Origin of the sequence: Enterobacter cloacae complex sp. IR5403, assembly GCF_049238705.1 — a bacterium.
GTDB lineage: Bacteria > Pseudomonadota > Gammaproteobacteria > Enterobacterales > Enterobacteriaceae > Enterobacter > Enterobacter hormaechei_C.
Map to the genome: position 1 here is coordinate 60,397 of NZ_JBMKHP010000014.1, position 16,172 is coordinate 76,568.

Below are 16,172 nucleotides of genomic sequence, written 5' to 3' on the forward strand. Positions count from 1 at the left end.
AGAGTGGGTCGAAAGATTACCACATTCTGGAGGAAGCATGGCAACACGTATTGAATTTCACAAGCATGGTGGCCCTGACGTACTCAAAGCGGTGGAATTTACCCCCGCTGCGCCTGGCGAGAACGAAATCCAGGTGGAAAACAAAGCGATCGGCATTAACTACATCGATACCTATATTCGCGGCGGCCTCTATCCGCCTCCGTCGATGCCGAGCGGACTGGGCACCGAGGCGGCCGGTATCGTCAGCAAAGTGGGCAGCGCGGTGAAGCACATTAAGGAAGGCGATCGCGTGGTGTATGCGCAGTCGGCGCTCGGCGCTTACAGCTCCATCCATAACGTTCCGGCCGAGAAAGCGGCGCTTCTGCCAAATGCGATCAGCTTCGAGCAGGCTGCCGCCTCATTCCTGAAAGGGCTGACGGTCTATTATCTGTTGCGCAAAACCTACGAAATTAAGCCTGACGAGCAATTCCTGTTTCACGCAGCCGCAGGTGGCGTGGGGCTGATTGCCTGCCAGTGGGCGAAAGCCCTGGGCGCGAAGCTGATCGGCACCACAGGCAGCGCGCAAAAAGCGCAGCGCGCGCTGGACGCGGGCGCATGGCAGGTGATCAACTACCGGGAAGAGAGCATCGTTGAGCGGCTGAAAGAGATCACTGGCGGCAAAAAGGTCCGCGTGGTGTATGACTCGGTGGGGAAAGACACCTGGGAATCTTCGCTGGACTGCCTGCAACGTCGCGGGCTGATGGTGAGCTTCGGTAACGCCTCCGGGGCTGTCACCGGCGTCAATCTGGGCATTCTGAATCAGAAAGGGTCACTGTACGTCACTCGCCCTTCCCTGCAAGGTTACATCACCAACCGGGAAGAACTGGAGGAAGCCAGCAACGAGCTGTTCTCGCTGATCGCCAGCGGGGTAATTAAAGTGGATGTGGCTGAGGCGCAGAAATATCCGCTGACCGATGCGCAGCGCGCGCATGAGGTGCTGGAGAGCCGGGCAACGCAGGGATCAAGTCTGTTAATTCCCTGAGCCATAAAAAGAAATTGGGCTTCCCGTGGGAAGCCCTTTCTTTTTTTAGTTCGGCTGTATGTAGGGTACAGCTCGATGAATTCTTTAGCGGCAGCCATAGTGACAGATTCGATAAGTAAATCCTATTCTGTTCTAAGGATTGCTGCCGGAAAAGTTGCAGGTATGTGACGTACCCCTCAATACCTTAGTAACGGAAGCGGTTATTACGCTGATAAGTGGGCAGTTTTGGCGATTTAATCGCCCGTATCGCCCATACCACTGCAATCGCCAGAAGTAACCACGGCAAGAGTTTAATCGTCAGGGCAAATAAACCGCCGACAAACATCACCACCGTGGCCACAACGAGCGCGACCAGAATACCGAGCAGCGACACGCCCGTGACCATCAGCATGATAAAGAAGCCAATCACAAAAAGTAGTTCCAGCATGGTGCTCTCCCACGAGTTCCCGAATGATGCTGCGATCATTACAAGAAGCATGCCAAAAATAAGTCGTTGTTCTGAAAGCAAAACGCCCCGCAATGTTTTGCAGGGCGTGGCGTATTTGACCATCTTTTAGCGAAATTTAACGTTTATCCGCAACCAGACGCAACGCGTGTTCCAGGACCTCAATATCCGCACCGGCTTTATGCGCGTTCTCGCTGAGATAACGACGCCACTGGCGCGCGCCAGGAATGCCCTGGAACAGGCCAAGCATATGGCGGGTAATGTGGCCCAGATAGGTACCATTACTCAGCTCGCGCTCAATGTACGGATACATGGCGCGCACTACCGCCACGGGATCGGTGTCAGCACCATCAACGCCAAAGATTTCCCGGTCAACCGTCGCCAGAATGCCCGGATTCTGATACGCCTCGCGTCCGACCATCACGCCATCCATATGTTCGAGATGCGCTTTGGCCTCGTCCAGCGACGTAATACCGCCGTTGATCGACATGGTCAGGTGTGGGAAGTCGCGTTTCAGCTGGTACACGCGCGGGTAGTCCAGCGGCGGGATCTCGCGGTTTTCTTTCGGGCTGAGGCCAGAGAGCCAGGCTTTACGGGCGTGGATGATAAACATCTCGCATTCACCCTTCCCTGATACGGTGTTGATGAAATCACACAGAAACTCGTAGCTGTCCTGGTCGTCTATGCCGATACGGGTTTTGACCGTGACCGGGATAGAGACGACGTCGCGCATCGCTTTGATGCAGTCCGCCACCAGATGTGCATTTCCCATCAGACACGCGCCGAACATACCGTTTTGCACTCGGTCGGACGGGCAACCGACGTTGAGGTTAATCTCGTCATAGCCGCGTTCTTCAGCCAGCTTCGCGCACTGCGCCAGCGCAGCCGGATCGCTGCCGCCCAGTTGCAGCGCAACCGGATGCTCCTCTTCGCTGTACGCCAGATAATCGCCCTTGCCGTGAATAATTGCGCCGGTAGTGACCATTTCGGTGTACAGCAGCGTATGGCGGGAGAGCTGACGCAGGAAATAGCGGCAGTGTCTGTCCGTCCAGTCGAGCATCGGCGCGATGGAGAAACGGTGTGCAGGGAAAGCGGTCTGGAATTCTGACGACATGGCGAACTTTTAAGCATCTGGTGGAAAAGGGGCGCTACTATAGCACAAAGAAAAGCCGGAGGCGCAGCGCCTCCGGTGTACTTTAGAACGTCATACTCAACTGTGCCCCTGCACCCCAGGTCTCGTCTTCGCCATAAAGTCCCATCAGGTCAACATGAACGGAGCTGAACGGCGCAAAACCGAGGCCGCCGGTAAAGACGTTGCTGTCGTTACCTTTCATGTCCGCACGATAACCGGCGCGCACCGCCAGCCAGCTCAGCGGTGTGACTTCTGCACCAATGCCAACGTACTGGGACGTATCTTCGCTTTTGAAGCCTTTGGTCTCGGTCAGGTCGCCGTCTGCGGTCAGGGTCACCAGATCGTTATGCCAGGCCGCTCCGGCGGTCACCAGCGGACGGATCTGGTAGGTGTCTTTATAACTCACCACCTCTCCCGTGCGCCCGTTGCGGATGCGGATATCTTTGGTATCGATATCGCGCGACATCAGGTTTTGCCCGCTCACGCCGACCGTCCAGTTTTCACCGAAATCAGCAGCAATACCGGCATCGACGTTGAATCCAGTGTCGTCGGTACGATAGCGGCTGTCGTTCCACTTATTACTGTCGTAATCGTAGATTGACGTGGTGTAGTTATAGAGCCAGGTTTTTTGCAGCTTTGGCGTGACGCCAACGGAAACCGGAACGCCGCCAAGATCGAACTGACGGGCCACCGCAATACCGTAGTCGGACACAATCGCCGCCCGACCAGACGCCGTAGAGTTAAGGTTTTTGGTGATCTGATCGGTACCGTTTAGCGCGGCATCCAGCGCCACACCGGCAGCCACCGCATCGCTTCGTTGTATACCACGCAGATAATCAATGTCCTGCTGATCGATTGAAGAGCTGACGCGGCCATGGGCATAGCCTTTTGCCATAAAGGCCACGGAAAGGACATCGTTAGGGATACTGACGGCAATCCCCGCCCCTGCGGTGGCGTGTGCGGTTTTGCCTTTCAGGTAGTCCAGTTCATCAGCGAGATCTTTCGCTGCCCCCTGGAACTGATTGATCGAACCTAATGGATTGGTGATAACTTCAATAGGGGTCAGACTATCAACCACATCCTTGTAATGATTGATTTTGTCGTTAATGGTATCAATCTCGTCCTGAAGATTGTCTTCATCGGTCACCTGCACGCCAACGGACGGTAAAATAACCGTCACATCATCCTCGGGCTTAGATTTTGCCAGTAATGCGGGGTTGATTAACGCCCCACTGCCATAGCTCCCTGCCGCGACACCCGTTCCGCCCATTGCGTCGCTACGCGCTTCCGTCCAGGTATTGGCTGCTCCCGCCTGATTTGCCATAAAAAAGGAGACAGCGATGCTAACCATCGAAAATTTAAAATGTTTTTTCACAGTGTGCTCGTAAATAGTTTGTTATTAGTTAACCCTGTCTGTTATCACCCAAACAGGAACGAACTATTGCTGTGAATAAGTGCAAAAAGACCCGCTATTTCCTTAAGTTAAATTCCATCCCGGCCTGTTGTAATATGTGACGACCATCAATATTTATAGAAGAGGAAATTATTTTCGCCCAGGTTTTCCATCGTGCGGCCCAAAAAACTGAGGCGGATGGTCGACCCAGCGGTCTTCGCGCGTCGCGGCATACACCGGATTGAGCGGATAGTAGATGCGGTTATGTTTTTTATTGGCCTCACCCACCACCAGCAGGCGCACCTCTTCATCGGTATTGTTGATAAAGGTGTGACACACGCCCGTCCCGGCAGGAAATCCCACGCAGTCTCCGGGTTCGAGCTTCCATAAATAGCCATTGATCCAGGCCTCAGGGTAACCCTCCAGAACGTAAACAAACTCCTCTTCGTCGCTTTCCGCATGCGGATAAGACGTACGGCGTCCGGGTGGCAGCCGTTCATGGTGAATACCAATGCGGCCGAGACCCAGCCTGCGGGCCAGCGGCGCGCCAATAGAAAAACGTTCGTTGCTGTCAGGATACGTTGCGTCATCGGCGCCTTCCACGTCCCGCCAGTACCGAATACAGTCAGGTCTTTTCATTTTGCGATCTCCCGATTTGCGATGCGTCAGGTATAGCACAGCCTGGGGATCTCGGTGTTTTTAGCAGAACATGATAAAGTGAAGGTTTTCACCCCTTACCACATCCGAGGTGCCCGATGGACAAGTCCACAAAAGAGCTGTTAGCGCAAGCTGAAAAGCTGTGCGCGCAACGCAATGTGCGCCTGACCCCGCAGCGCCTTGAGGTACTGCGTCTGATGAGCCTGCAACAGGGCGCCATCAGCGCCTACGATCTGCTCGATCTGCTGCGTGAAAGCGAGCCGCAGGCAAAACCGCCGACCGTTTATCGGGCGCTGGATTTTCTGCTGGAGCAAGGGTTTGTGCATAAAGTGGAATCAACAAACAGCTATGTGCTGTGCCATCTTTTTGACCAGCCAACTCACACGTCCGCCATGTTTATCTGCGATCGCTGCGGTGTGGTGAAGGAAGAGGGTGCGGAAGGTGTGGAAGATATTATGCATACGCTGGCAGCCAGAATGGGCTTTGCGCTGCGCCATAACGTGATTGAAGCCCACGGCTTATGTTCTGCCTGCGTGGAGGTGGAGTCATGCCGTCATCAGGATGCCTGTCAGCACGATCACTCTATCCTGGTGAAGAAAAAGCCGCGTTAAAGCCAAAGAAAAAGGCGGCTCAGGGCCGCCCTTGGGGATAGTGCCGGTTACCAGCGGTAGTCGTTACGGGTTTCCCAGTCTTTGACTTCGTTTTCCGCCTGATCTTTTTCGTAACCGTAGCGCTCCTGGATTTTACCTACCAGCTGATCGCGCTTACCTTCAATGACGGTCATATCGTCATCTGTCAGCTTACCCCACTGTTCTTTCGCTTTACCTTTGAATTGCTTCCAGTTGCCGCCGATTTCGTCTTTATTCATAATCGTGTCCTCGTGTTAAGCGTCTATGAGTATCGCCCGCTACGTTCTTTTCTGCTGGACGTGATTATTATTGTAGTTAAGGATTCGGCGGTTGTTTTTATATTCGGAATCTTTAACCGTTACGATATATCGTGCGGGGCTGGAAACCAGGTATTGTTTCGCCAGTGACGATGCCAGATAACAGCCAGCGAAAGGCCACGCAGTGAGAGAAACACCGCCAGCGCCAGCCACAGACCATGATTGCCGAGATACGGCAGGGTCAGCAGCGTCAGGCCGAACCCCGCCGCCGCCACGGCCATGCTGTTGCGCATCTCCGCCCCTCGCGTCGCACCAATAAACATGCCGTCCAGCAAATAGCACCACACGCCCACCACCGGTAATACTACCTGCCAGAGGATGTAGCGATCGGCCAGCTCACGTAGCGCGGGCAACGAGGTGAGTAGCGCGACAATATGCCCACCAAAACAGGCGTACACCAGAGCAAAGACCAGCGCTACCAGGCCCGCCTGACGACAGGCCGCACGCCAGACCTCACGTAACTGGCCGCTTTCACGCGCGCCATAGGCCTGCCCTGAATGCGCCTCGACGGCGTAAGCAAAACCATCCAGCGCATAAGCGGTAAAGGTCAGTAATGTCATAAGCACTGCGTTGACTGCGACGATCTCAGGCCCAAGACGCGCACCAAAAACGGTTAAGGCGCCAAAGCAGAGTTGCAGCAGGAGCGAACGGAGCATGATGTCGCGATTAAGCGCCAGCAGCTTACGAATGTTGCCGCGCCAGGCCGATTTCAGCAGATCCAGGGTGATACCGCGCATCGCCAGTACGCGCCAGACCATTCCCAAACCGATCAGCAGCGTACCGTACTCGGCAATCGCCGTGGCCAGCGCCGCGCCCCGGACGTTCATGTGCAGCCCCATCACCAGCCAGAGATCGAGCACAATGTTAAGCAGGTTGCCCACCACCAGCAGGATCACCGGCGCGCGGGCGTACTGCACGCCCAGCAGCCAGCCCAGCAGGACCAGGTTTGCCAGTGAAGCGGGCGCGCTGAGCCAGCGAATTTCGAGGAACCGCCGGGCCTGTTCCAGTACGGCATCGCTGCCGCCTACAATATGGAGCGCAAGATCAATCAGCGGCGTACGCAACAGAACGATTAACGCGCCAGCACCGAATGCCAGAATGAGCGGCTGAACCAGCGCACGCGCCAGACGCAGGGGATCTTTTGCACCATACGCCTGGGCCGTCAGGCCTGTCGTACTCATGCGCAGAAAAAGCAGAAGCATAAAGAGGAAGCTGGTCGCCGTTGCGCCGATAGCGACGCCGCCCAGATAAATCGGCGAATCGAGATGCCCGATAACCGCCGTATCCACCAGCCCCAGCAGAGGAACGGTAATATTGGAAAAAATCATCGGTAGCGCAAGACGCCACAACGCCTTATCGGCAGAAGTCAGCAATGCCATGGAAATTACCGGAATCAGAAAACAGGCCAGGCTGTAGAGGAACTACAGCCTGTCAGGAAGAGATTACAGCCATTCACCGTTGCGGATAACGCCGACCGCCAGCCCTTCAATAGAGAAGCTTTGCTCGCGGAGATCCACCACAATCGGAGAGAATTCATTATTTTCAGGCAGAAGCTGCACGGTATTGCCTTGTTTTTTCAGGCGCTTAACCGTCACTTCATCATCAATGCGCGCCACCACGACTTGCCCGTTACGCACGTCCTGCGTTTTGTGTACCGCCAGCAGATCGCCATCCAGAATACCGATATCTTTCATGGACATTCCGCTAACGCGCAGCAGGAAATCGGCGCTTGGCTTGAACATGCCTGGGTCAACCTGATAGTGCCCTTCGATGTGCTGCTGCGCCAGCAGAGGTTCACCTGCCGCTACGCGACCCACCAGCGGAATACCGCTCTCTTCTTCCACCAGCAGACGAATGCCGCGTGAGGCGCCGGAAACAATCTCAATCACGCCCTTACGCGCCAGCGCTTTAAGGTGCTCTTCGGCAGCATTAGGAGAACGGAAGCCCAGACGCTGCGCAATTTCTGCACGCGTGGGTGGCATACCCGTCTGGCCGATATGATCCCGAATGAGATCAAACACCTCTTGCTGCCTGGTCGTTAACGCTTTCATACCGCCCCCTGGGTGTATATACAGTTATGCTGTGAGTATATACAGTCAAAGGCGATTTTGGAACCAAAAACTGCACAAAAAACCAGGGACTTAATTATTCCTCGAGGCTCATCGGAAATGCGACCAAAGCAGAGTGACCCAGGTGATCGCCGCAGTGATAATCGCCAGCAGTACGGCAGCGGAACCCATGTCTTTCGCCCGGCCAGACAGTTCATGGAATTCCGACCCGATTCGGTCAACAACGGCCTCAATAGCGCTATTAAGAATTTCCACTATCATCACCAGAAGGACAGATCCGATGAGCAGTACGCGGGTGATAGCATCAACATCAAGGAAGCAGGCGATGACAATGGCAACGATTGCAGCAACCGCCTCCTGGCGGAAAGCGGCTTCATTAACCCATGCCGCGCGGAAACCTTTCCATGAATAACCGGCAGCTTTAATGATTCGAGTTAACCCAGTGGTATTATTGGCCATTAAAAGAACCTTTTATGATAAATAGCGTCTGTAACTAAAGCCGCAGCGCGTTTTGCTGCAACCTGAAGTATGACGGGTAACAACAGAAATTTTGCGCGCTTTCTGTTATCCTTGCGCCGCAATTGCATTATTAACCAGAGGCTTTACATCGTTTATGTCCGGCTGGCCACGAATTTACTACAAATTACTTAATTTACCATTAAGCGTACTGGTAAAAAGTAAGTCTATCCCAGCAGAACCTGCGCTGGAATTAGGGCTCGATACGTCGCGCCCTATTATGTACGTTTTGCCTTATAACTCGAAGGCAGACCTGCTGACGCTTCGCGCTCAATGTCTGGCGCACGATTTACCTGACCCGCTTGAACCGCTGGAAGTCGACGGTACGCTGCTGCCGCGCTACGTGTTCATCCATGGCGGACCGCGCGTGTTCACCTATTACACGCCGAAAGAAGAGTCCATTAAGCTGTTCCATGATTACCTTGATCTGCACCGCAGCAACCCCGATCTGGACGTGCAGATGGTGCCGGTGTCGGTGATGTTTGGCCGTCGTCCGGGGCGCGAAAAAGGGGAAGAGAACCCACCGCTGCGTATGCTCAACGGCATTCAGAAGTTCTTCGCCGTCTCCTGGCTGGGACGCGACAGCTTTGTCCGCTTCTCGCCTTCCGTTTCACTGCGCCGCATGGCGGATGAACACGGCACTGACAAAATCATTGCGCAAAAGCTGGCGCGCGTTGCGCGTATGCACTTTGCACGTCAGCGTCTGGCGGCCGTTGGGCCACGTCTCCCGGCGCGTCAGGATCTGTTCAACAAGCTGCTGGCTTCCAAAGCGATTGCCCGTGCCGTAGAAGATGAAGCGCGCAGCAAGAAAATTTCGCACGAGAAAGCGCAGCAGAACGCAATCGCGCTGATGGAAGAGATCGCCGCGAACTTCTCCTACGAGATGATTCGCCTCTCTGACCGTATCCTCGGCTTTACGTGGAACCGCCTCTATCAGGGGATTAACGTCCACAACGCCGAGCGCGTGCGTCAGTTAGCGCACGACGGCCACGAAATTGTCTATGTGCCCTGCCACCGCAGCCACATGGACTACCTGTTGCTCTCTTACGTGCTCTATCACCAGGGGCTGGTGCCTCCGCATATTGCTGCCGGTATCAACCTGAACTTCTGGCCAGCAGGCCCGATTTTCCGCCGTCTGGGTGCGTTCTTCATTCGTCGTACCTTCAAAGGTAACAAGCTCTACTCCACCGTCTTCAGGGAGTATCTGGGCGAGCTGTTCAGCCGCGGTTATTCCGTGGAGTACTTTGTTGAAGGTGGTCGCTCGCGTACCGGTCGTCTGCTCGATCCGAAGACCGGCACGCTGTCGATGACCATTCAGGCCATGCTGCGTGGCGGTACGCGTCCTATCACGCTGGTGCCTATTTACATCGGTTATGAACACGTGATGGAAGTGGGCACCTACGCGAAAGAGCTGCGCGGTGCGACCAAAGAGAAAGAGAGTCTGCCGCAGATGCTGCGTGGGCTGAGTAAACTGCGTAACCTCGGCCAGGGCTACGTGAACTTTGGCGAGCCCCTGCCGCTGATGACATATCTGAACCATCATGTTCCGGAGTGGCGCGAGTCTATCGATCCTATCGAAGCGGTACGTCCGGCCTGGCTGACGCCAACGGTCAACGGCATTGCATCCGAGCTGATGGTACGCATCAACAATGCTGGTGCGGCAAACGCCATGAACCTGTGTTGTACTGCGCTTCTGGCCTCTCGCCAGCGTTCACTGACCCGTGAGCAGTTGACCGAGCAGATTGATTGCTACCTGGATATCATGCGCAACGTGCCGTATTCCGTGGATTCGACCGTGCCGTCTGCCACCGCCAGCGAGCTGATTGATCACGCGTTGCAGATGAACAAGTTCGAAGTCGAGAAAGATACGATTGGTGACATCATCATTCTGCCGCGCGAGCAGGCTGTGCTGATGACCTACTACCGCAATAACATCACGCATATGCTGATGCTGCCGTCGCTGATGGCGGCCATTATTACCCAGCACCGCCGTATTTCGCGTCAGGAGCTGCTGCGCCATATTCAGGCCATCTACCCGATGCTGAAAGCGGAGCTGTTCCTGCGCTGGAGTAAGGATGAACTGGCGGCAGAGCTCGATAAAATGACGGCAGAGATGCATCGTCAGGGGCTGATTACCATCAGTGATGATGAACTGCATATCAATCCGTCACGTTCCCGTACCTTGCAGCTCCTGGCTTCCGGTGCGCGTGAGACGTTGCAGCGCTACGCCATTACCTTCTGGTTGTTGAGTGCAAACCCGTCAATCAACCGCGGTACGCTGGAAAAAGAGAGCCGGACGCTGGCCCAGCGCCTTTCCGTTCTGCATGGCATTAACGCCCCGGAATTCTTCGACAAAGCGGTATTCAGCTCCCTGGTGCTGACGCTGCGCGACGAAGGGTACATTAGCGATACGGGCGATGCCGAGCCGGAAGAGACGATGAAGGTTTATCAGATGCTGGCAGAGCTGATTACCGCGGATGTGCGTTTGACGATTGAGAGTTCGACGCAGGGCGAGTGACGCTAAAGCCGGGTGGCGCTAACGCTTACCTGGCCTACATGTTCCGCTAAATCGTAGGCCGGGTAAGGCGAAGCCGCCACCCGGCTTTTTTATCACCAGTAACTCATCGCCAGGCCCAGAAACAGCACCAGCCCAACGTAGTTATTATTCAGAAACGCTTTAAAGCAGGCTTCACGCTCGCGCTTCGCAATCAGCTTCTGCTGATACGCAAACAGCAGCCCCGCCACCAGTACGGACCAGTAAAACTCCCAGTTCAGCCCGTTCAGGCGACCAATCGCCACCATCAGCGCCAGCACCGCCACCTGCAATATGCCGATGATCAGTTTGTCGTGACGACCAAACAGGATCGCCGTCGATTTGATGCCAATCTTGAGATCGTCATCGCGATCGACCATCGCGTATTGGGTATCGTACGCAACGGCCCAGAGAATATTCGCCAGGAACATCAGCCAGCAGCTGAGCGGAACGGACTCGCTGACCGCGGCAAACGCCATGGGAATCGACCAGCCAAATGCCGCACCCAATACCACCTGCGGCAGATGGGTGTATCGCTTCATGAACGGGTAAACCCAGGCCAGCGCCAGAGCAGCAACGGACAACAGAATGGTCATGGTGTTAAGGGTTAACACCAGCATGAATGAGAGCAGCACCAGCACCACAAACAGAATGCGCGCCTCTTTCCCGGTCACCTGACCGCTCGGCAGAGGACGATTCGCGGTGCGCTTAACATGTCCATCAAATTTCCGGTCAGCATAGTCGTTAACCACACAGCCCGCAGCGCGCATCAGCCAGACGCCCGCCACAAACACCGCCAGGATCCACAGCGGCGGCACCCCCGGCGTGGCAACCCACAGCGCCCATAAGGTCGGCCACAGCAGCAGCAGCGCGCCAATGGGTTTATCAGTACGCATCAGGCGGTGATAGGCCAGCAGCTTATTCTGCGTCAGACTCCACTCCATTTTTTCTCCCTCTTAGTACAACGGCGATGCAGGCAAAAAGAGTTCCGTCAGTATTAACGGCTTGCCACTCAAACGAAGGCGGGAACGGCGCCCCCACAAATCTGCATCGCAACCAATTTCAATAAAATCACGGGTCAGTTCAGACGAGGTGAACAGATAGCGCCCCAGGGGCGTTTTGCCGAGGCGTTGCAATGCCAGCTCCGGCCCGGAAAGTGTAGACTCAGGAACCACCGTCCGCCCGGCAAGCCACGGCTCGCCATCGGCACACAGTAAAATTTCACGCAGCCAGTAGCGTTCTTCCTGCGGCAGCAGCGGCAGCTCGCTGGCAATCTCCGCAGGCGAGACAAACCCTTCCTGAATCATCGTCACCGTGACCGTTTTACCCTGTTGCTCAAAACGTTTTGTCATGGAATCTTCCAGCAGCAGCCAGTCCAGTTGCTCCGGGTCAAGCGCGGGTATTTGGTCGAAATAGCGTAGCGCACGCAGCTGCGTGAGCGCGGGGTGTGACATGCCAGACTCTCCGATACATAACGTAAAGGCATTGTATCGCAGATTGGCAAAATGAGGACGGACAAACCAAATTTAGCGATCACTATCGCAACAATGGTGCAACTTAGCCAAAAAAAGTGCGCCCGTGAAGGCGCACTAAACGACTAACAAAATCAGCACTGTGGGGAGACGGTTACCCCTTGCCTTTTACACTGCTGATAAAGGTGGAACGGGCAGTGGTTGAACCTAAACGCTCGGCTTCATCAAGCAGTTTCAGCGCTTTATCGACATCGCCGTTTTTAACCGCCTGCTTGATGGCGTTGTTAAAGTAAGTTTCAGTATCGTTAAGCACCGGCTCGGCTTTTTTCGCCGGGGCCGGAGCTGCGGCCGGTGCTGCGGCAGGCGCGGCATATACAGGCGCGGCAGTATTACCCACCGTTACCGGACCCGGGCCAGATGAGCCAAACAGCGGGCCTACGAGTACGCTGGAGGCGCTGTTGGTGGAGACTTTCAGCTTGATCAGACCATCGGTAGTATGACGGGCAAGCGGGTCCGGAATATCCGGGACAGAGTTCCCCGTGCCTTTCGCATAGGCTTTTGCCGGATCGACCAGCTTCGTGGTTTGCTGCAAATCTTTTTCAGTTGTGAACACCAGGACATAAATCTTCTGCTGACCCAGGGCTGGCGTCAGGCGCATAACGCCTTCCAGCCGATCGGCGCTCATGACGCCAGGCTCCTGATAGCTGAAATAGTCGCTTGGGAAGAATGCGGATGGCGTCATGTTCTGATCGAGGATCAGCACGTTAGGCGCGAAGACGCTGGTCTGCTTATTGACTTCACTGGTCAACGTCAGGGTCAGCTCGCCGATATTCGCCGGCACGCTGAACGCCGCAACCGGACCGCTGATACCCGGCACGTTCAGTGACTGGCCCCCCGCTGAAAGCTGGGTAGTTTGTGTTTTCGATTGATCAACTGGCGTCCACACCAGTTGCTGAAGTGCCGCAGCCGGAATAGCTGGCGCAGCACTGGTATTTTGAGGAACAAAATTCACATCTGCATAGGTGACCGCAGGCGCACAGGCCAACAGCCCCGCAGAGAGGCACAGCGCGACGAGACTTTTCTTCATTTTCATTGTTATTACCTCTGATAGCGTGAGCACTGCGGTGGCCAGGCAATAGCGCGCAGCACCCTAAGGAGAGAGGGGCTTACGCCCCTCTTTTCAGGTTATTACGTCAGGCTTGACGAATTACCACCAGATTTCCATCTGGGCGCCGAAGGTCCACTCATCGTTGTCACCACGGCTGAAGGTTTTCGCGGACGTGTCGCTATACGCTACGCCAGAGGTGTAACCTGCACCTGAGTCGTTGTTCGCGTAGCCCCATCTCTCATCCCACTTCGCGTAGGTTGCGAAGACGCGGATAGCCGGACGGGACCAGATGCTGTCGCCTGCCTGCCACTGCTGTGCCAGGGTGATTTTGTACTGGCTGTTTTTGTCGTCAGTTTTCTGAGACTTAACGTTGTCGTAGCCCACTTCAAGCAGGGTGCTCATGATCGGCGTCCATTTGAACATTGGACGAACGCCCACGGTCCACCACTCGGTACCGTTGTTGTTATCACGATCGATGTTCTGGTACATACCGACATACATCAGGTCCCAACGGTCTGCCAGGGTGATTGCACCGTGGTCCAGCACGCGCCACATAGAGCCGTCGTTATCGATGCTGCCGCCCTGCGGAATACCTTTACCGTTAGAGGTCATGGAGTCCGTACCGTATTGCAGCACGAACTTGTTGAAGCCTTTCATCATGCTCTGGGTGTGTTCAGCGGTGAACAGCCAGCCATCTTTAGAGGCGCCAGGTTGCAGATAGTAGTCGTCAGGAATGTTGGTGTGACCGTAGTCAACGCCCAGCTCCAGCGTACCGCCCGGGTTGGTTTCCAGACCGGCTAAGCGAACGTCGAAGACGTCGTTTGGTACAATATTGTCATAAATACGGTCGCCGTTAGGATCACGATCGGCGAAGGTTGCAGAGCCGCCGGATTCAGAAGAACGGGTCGCGGCCAGAGAGAGCTTACCGAAGCCCAGATCGATGTTTTCGATACCCGCACCAGGACCAGAGATATCCCAGTAGTAGAAGTCGATCATGTGGACGTCATGACGCTGATAGAAGCGCTTACCGGCCCAGATGGTGGAGCCTGGCAGCCATTCAATCAGGTTTTTACCCTGCACGTTAGCTTCACGGAAGGCCGGGCTGGTAGATTCCCAGTCGTTCTGCTGAGAAACGGAGTAGGCTACGTTGGTGTCGAAGTAGAAGCTCTTGTCGCCCTCTTTCCACACTTCCTGGCCCAGCTTCAGCTCGGCGTAGGTTTCACATTCGTTACCGAGACGGTATTTACTTTGTGCACCTGTTGCCTGGAAACATTGTTGTTCACCGCCACTTCCGGTCCAGCCGATGCCGGAACGAGCATAACCTTTAAAGTCTACGGCGCCCGCCTGGGCAGACAGGATGCCTGCCGCAATGGCGACAGCCAGAGGGACTTTGCGCAGAGTAATCATTATTCTATCTCCTGAGATCATTGCTTTTCTTTGTAATTGGAATGCTTAAACGCCTGGCTCTTTGTGCAGCCGACGACATGCTGTGCCATCCTCACGGAACAGATGGCAACGCTCTGGCGGCAAACCGATAGCGAATGTGGCACCCTCTTCTACCAACACCACGTCATTCTGGCGGTAGACCAGGTTCTGACGGATGGCGGGGATCTGGATATGAATCTGTGTTTCGTGACCAAGCTGTTCGACGACCTGAACCTCACCTTCCAGCGTCACATCCGCAATGTGGCTTGGCAGTAGATGCTCAGGACGGATACCGAGGGACATATTGGCCCCCACCTGTACGTTGGCGCTGTCGACCGGCAGCCAGACCTGCTGGCGGTTTGGCAGCTCCACCTGTACCTGTTCAATCGCCGTCGCGGTCACTTTGACGGGCAGGAAGTTCATCTTTGGCGAGCCAATGAAGCCCGCAACAAAGCGGTCTGCCGGGTAGTGATACAGCTCCAGCGGTTTGCCCACCTGCGCCACGCGACCGGCGTCCAGCACCACGATTTTGTCGGCCAGCGTCATCGCTTCGACCTGATCGTGGGTGACGTAAATCATCGTGCGGCCAAGGCGCTTGTGCAGACGGGAGATTTCAATACGCATCTGGACGCGCAGGGCGGCATCCAGGTTAGAGAGAGGTTCATCGAGCAGGAAGACGCGCGGCTCGGCCACCAGCGTACGGCCAATCGCCACGCGCTGACGCTGACCGCCGGAAAGCGCTTTCGGCTTACGCTCCAGCAGGTGCGCCAGCTGGAGCACTTCCGCCACCTGAGTGACGCGCTGGTTAATAATCTCTTTTTTCGCGCCGGCCAGCTTCAGGCCAAAGGACATGTTCTCGGCAACGGAAAGATGCGGATAAAGCGCATAAGACTGGAACACCATGCCTACGCCACGTTCGGCAGGCGGGATGTCGTTCATTCGGGTATCACCAATAAACAGATCGCCACTGGTGATGGTTTCAAGACCGGCAATCATACGCAGCAGAGTCGATTTACCACAGCCTGATGGGCCCACGAACACCACAAACTCACCTTCGTGGATGTCCAGATTGATGTCTTTTGACACCACTACGTCGCCCCAGGCTTTCGTTACATTACGCAGCTGTACGCTCGCCATGCCCTTCTCCCTTCGTTACAACCTGTCACCGACAGAAACATTCAAGATAAGTTCACTATGCGTGTTCCATTACTTTCGTGAATCCTCCACCCCCCGGCTTTTTTGTGGGGGAGGAGGCGGGAGGATGAGAGAGCAGGCTCTGCGACCGCAGCGGAGGGGCTGAGGCGAAAATCGTGAAGCGGCCTGCAAAATTCAGTGGGTTTTTATGTGCGCCAGCACTCATAACTTAAATTTATGTTACAGGGATCACACAAACAGGGGGTGGGGCGTAGGGACTGGGAGGATGGAAAGAGGATGTCAAATAAGGAGACTGAGTCA

Annotated in this window: 16 protein-coding genes; 3 read left to right on the forward strand and 13 right to left on the reverse strand. The window is 55.3% G+C overall.

Annotated features, from left to right (window positions below):
• Positions 1-37 precede the first annotated feature (37 nt).
• A complete protein-coding gene (locus ACOTW6_RS17420; RefSeq protein WP_015570182.1) occupies positions 38-1,021 on the forward strand; it encodes a quinone oxidoreductase in 984 nt (327 codons plus the stop codon).
• Positions 1,022-1,205: 184 nt separating this feature from the next.
• On the opposite strand, the gene pspG is transcribed toward ACOTW6_RS17420, so the two are convergent.
• The 4 genes from pspG to ACOTW6_RS17440 all read right to left on the reverse strand — a co-directional run bounded on the left by pspG (position 1,206) and on the right by ACOTW6_RS17440 (position 4,630).
• Positions 1,206-1,448, reverse strand: coding sequence for an envelope stress response protein PspG (pspG, locus tag ACOTW6_RS17425; RefSeq protein WP_090281125.1), 243 nt, complete (start codon positions 1,446-1,448; stop codon positions 1,206-1,208).
• Positions 1,449-1,584: 136 nt separating this feature from the next.
• Positions 1,585-2,580, reverse strand: coding sequence for a tRNA dihydrouridine(20/20a) synthase DusA (dusA, locus tag ACOTW6_RS17430; protein WP_193547905.1), 996 nt, complete (start codon positions 2,578-2,580; stop codon positions 1,585-1,587).
• Between the two features lie 82 nt (positions 2,581-2,662).
• The gene (gene traF / locus ACOTW6_RS17435; RefSeq protein WP_226878439.1) at positions 2,663-3,949 is read right to left on the reverse strand and encodes a conjugal transfer protein TraF; all 1,287 of its coding nucleotides are present in this window, start codon (positions 3,947-3,949) and stop codon (positions 2,663-2,665) included.
• A 192-nt stretch (positions 3,950-4,141) separates the two neighbouring features.
• Complete coding sequence (locus tag ACOTW6_RS17440; RefSeq protein ID WP_213789374.1) at positions 4,142-4,630, reverse strand: cupin domain-containing protein; 489 nt, start codon at positions 4,628-4,630, stop codon at positions 4,142-4,144.
• Between the two features lie 116 nt (positions 4,631-4,746).
• On the opposite strand from ACOTW6_RS17440, the gene zur reads away from it, so the two are divergent.
• Entirely contained in the window at positions 4,747-5,259 is a 513-nt protein-coding gene (gene zur / locus ACOTW6_RS17445) for a zinc uptake transcriptional repressor Zur (RefSeq protein ID WP_047052067.1), read from the forward strand.
• 47 nt (positions 5,260-5,306) lie between these two features.
• Here zur and ACOTW6_RS17450 read toward each other — a convergent pair whose 3' ends face one another.
• From ACOTW6_RS17450 to ACOTW6_RS17465, 4 genes are all read right to left on the reverse strand, one after another.
• Positions 5,307-5,516: a CsbD family protein gene (locus tag ACOTW6_RS17450; RefSeq protein ID WP_003860314.1), complete on the reverse strand. Its 210-nt coding sequence runs from the start codon at positions 5,514-5,516 to the stop codon at positions 5,307-5,309.
• A gap of 119 nt (positions 5,517-5,635) precedes the next feature.
• Entirely contained in the window at positions 5,636-6,973 is a 1,338-nt protein-coding gene (gene dinF, locus ACOTW6_RS17455; RefSeq protein ID WP_023302925.1) for an MATE family efflux transporter DinF, read from the reverse strand.
• A gap of 63 nt (positions 6,974-7,036) precedes the next feature.
• Positions 7,037-7,645, reverse strand: a complete 609-nt coding sequence (gene lexA / locus ACOTW6_RS17460) for a transcriptional repressor LexA (protein WP_003860318.1) — start codon at positions 7,643-7,645, stop codon at positions 7,037-7,039.
• A gap of 108 nt (positions 7,646-7,753) precedes the next feature.
• Positions 7,754-8,122: a diacylglycerol kinase gene (locus tag ACOTW6_RS17465; protein WP_213789373.1), complete on the reverse strand. Its 369-nt coding sequence runs from the start codon at positions 8,120-8,122 to the stop codon at positions 7,754-7,756.
• A 154-nt stretch (positions 8,123-8,276) separates the two neighbouring features.
• Here ACOTW6_RS17465 and plsB point away from each other — a divergent pair, with 154 nt between their 5' ends.
• Positions 8,277-10,697: a glycerol-3-phosphate 1-O-acyltransferase PlsB gene (gene plsB / locus ACOTW6_RS17470; RefSeq protein ID WP_003860322.1), complete on the forward strand. Its 2,421-nt coding sequence runs from the start codon at positions 8,277-8,279 to the stop codon at positions 10,695-10,697.
• A 92-nt stretch (positions 10,698-10,789) separates the two neighbouring features.
• Here the strand turns inward: plsB and ubiA are convergent, their stop codons facing one another.
• The 5 genes from ubiA to malK all read right to left on the reverse strand — a co-directional run bounded on the left by ubiA (position 10,790) and on the right by malK (position 15,854).
• Entirely contained in the window at positions 10,790-11,656 is an 867-nt protein-coding gene (ubiA, locus tag ACOTW6_RS17475) for a 4-hydroxybenzoate octaprenyltransferase (protein WP_015570176.1), read from the reverse strand.
• Positions 11,657-11,668: 12 nt separating this feature from the next.
• Positions 11,669-12,166, reverse strand: a complete 498-nt coding sequence (ubiC, locus tag ACOTW6_RS17480) for a chorismate lyase (protein ID WP_015570175.1) — start codon at positions 12,164-12,166, stop codon at positions 11,669-11,671.
• 172 nt (positions 12,167-12,338) lie between these two features.
• Positions 12,339-13,277, reverse strand: a complete 939-nt coding sequence (gene malM / locus ACOTW6_RS17485; protein WP_032646870.1) for a maltose operon protein MalM — start codon at positions 13,275-13,277, stop codon at positions 12,339-12,341.
• A gap of 114 nt (positions 13,278-13,391) precedes the next feature.
• Positions 13,392-14,702, reverse strand: a complete 1,311-nt coding sequence (locus ACOTW6_RS17490; protein WP_213789387.1) for a maltoporin — start codon at positions 14,700-14,702, stop codon at positions 13,392-13,394.
• 42 nt (positions 14,703-14,744) lie between these two features.
• Positions 14,745-15,854 carry a maltose/maltodextrin ABC transporter ATP-binding protein MalK gene (gene malK / locus ACOTW6_RS17495; protein ID WP_063449869.1) on the reverse strand — a complete coding sequence of 370 codons (1,110 nt, stop codon included), beginning with the start codon at positions 15,852-15,854 and terminating at the stop codon, positions 14,745-14,747.
• Positions 15,855-16,172: the final 318 nt, after the last annotated feature.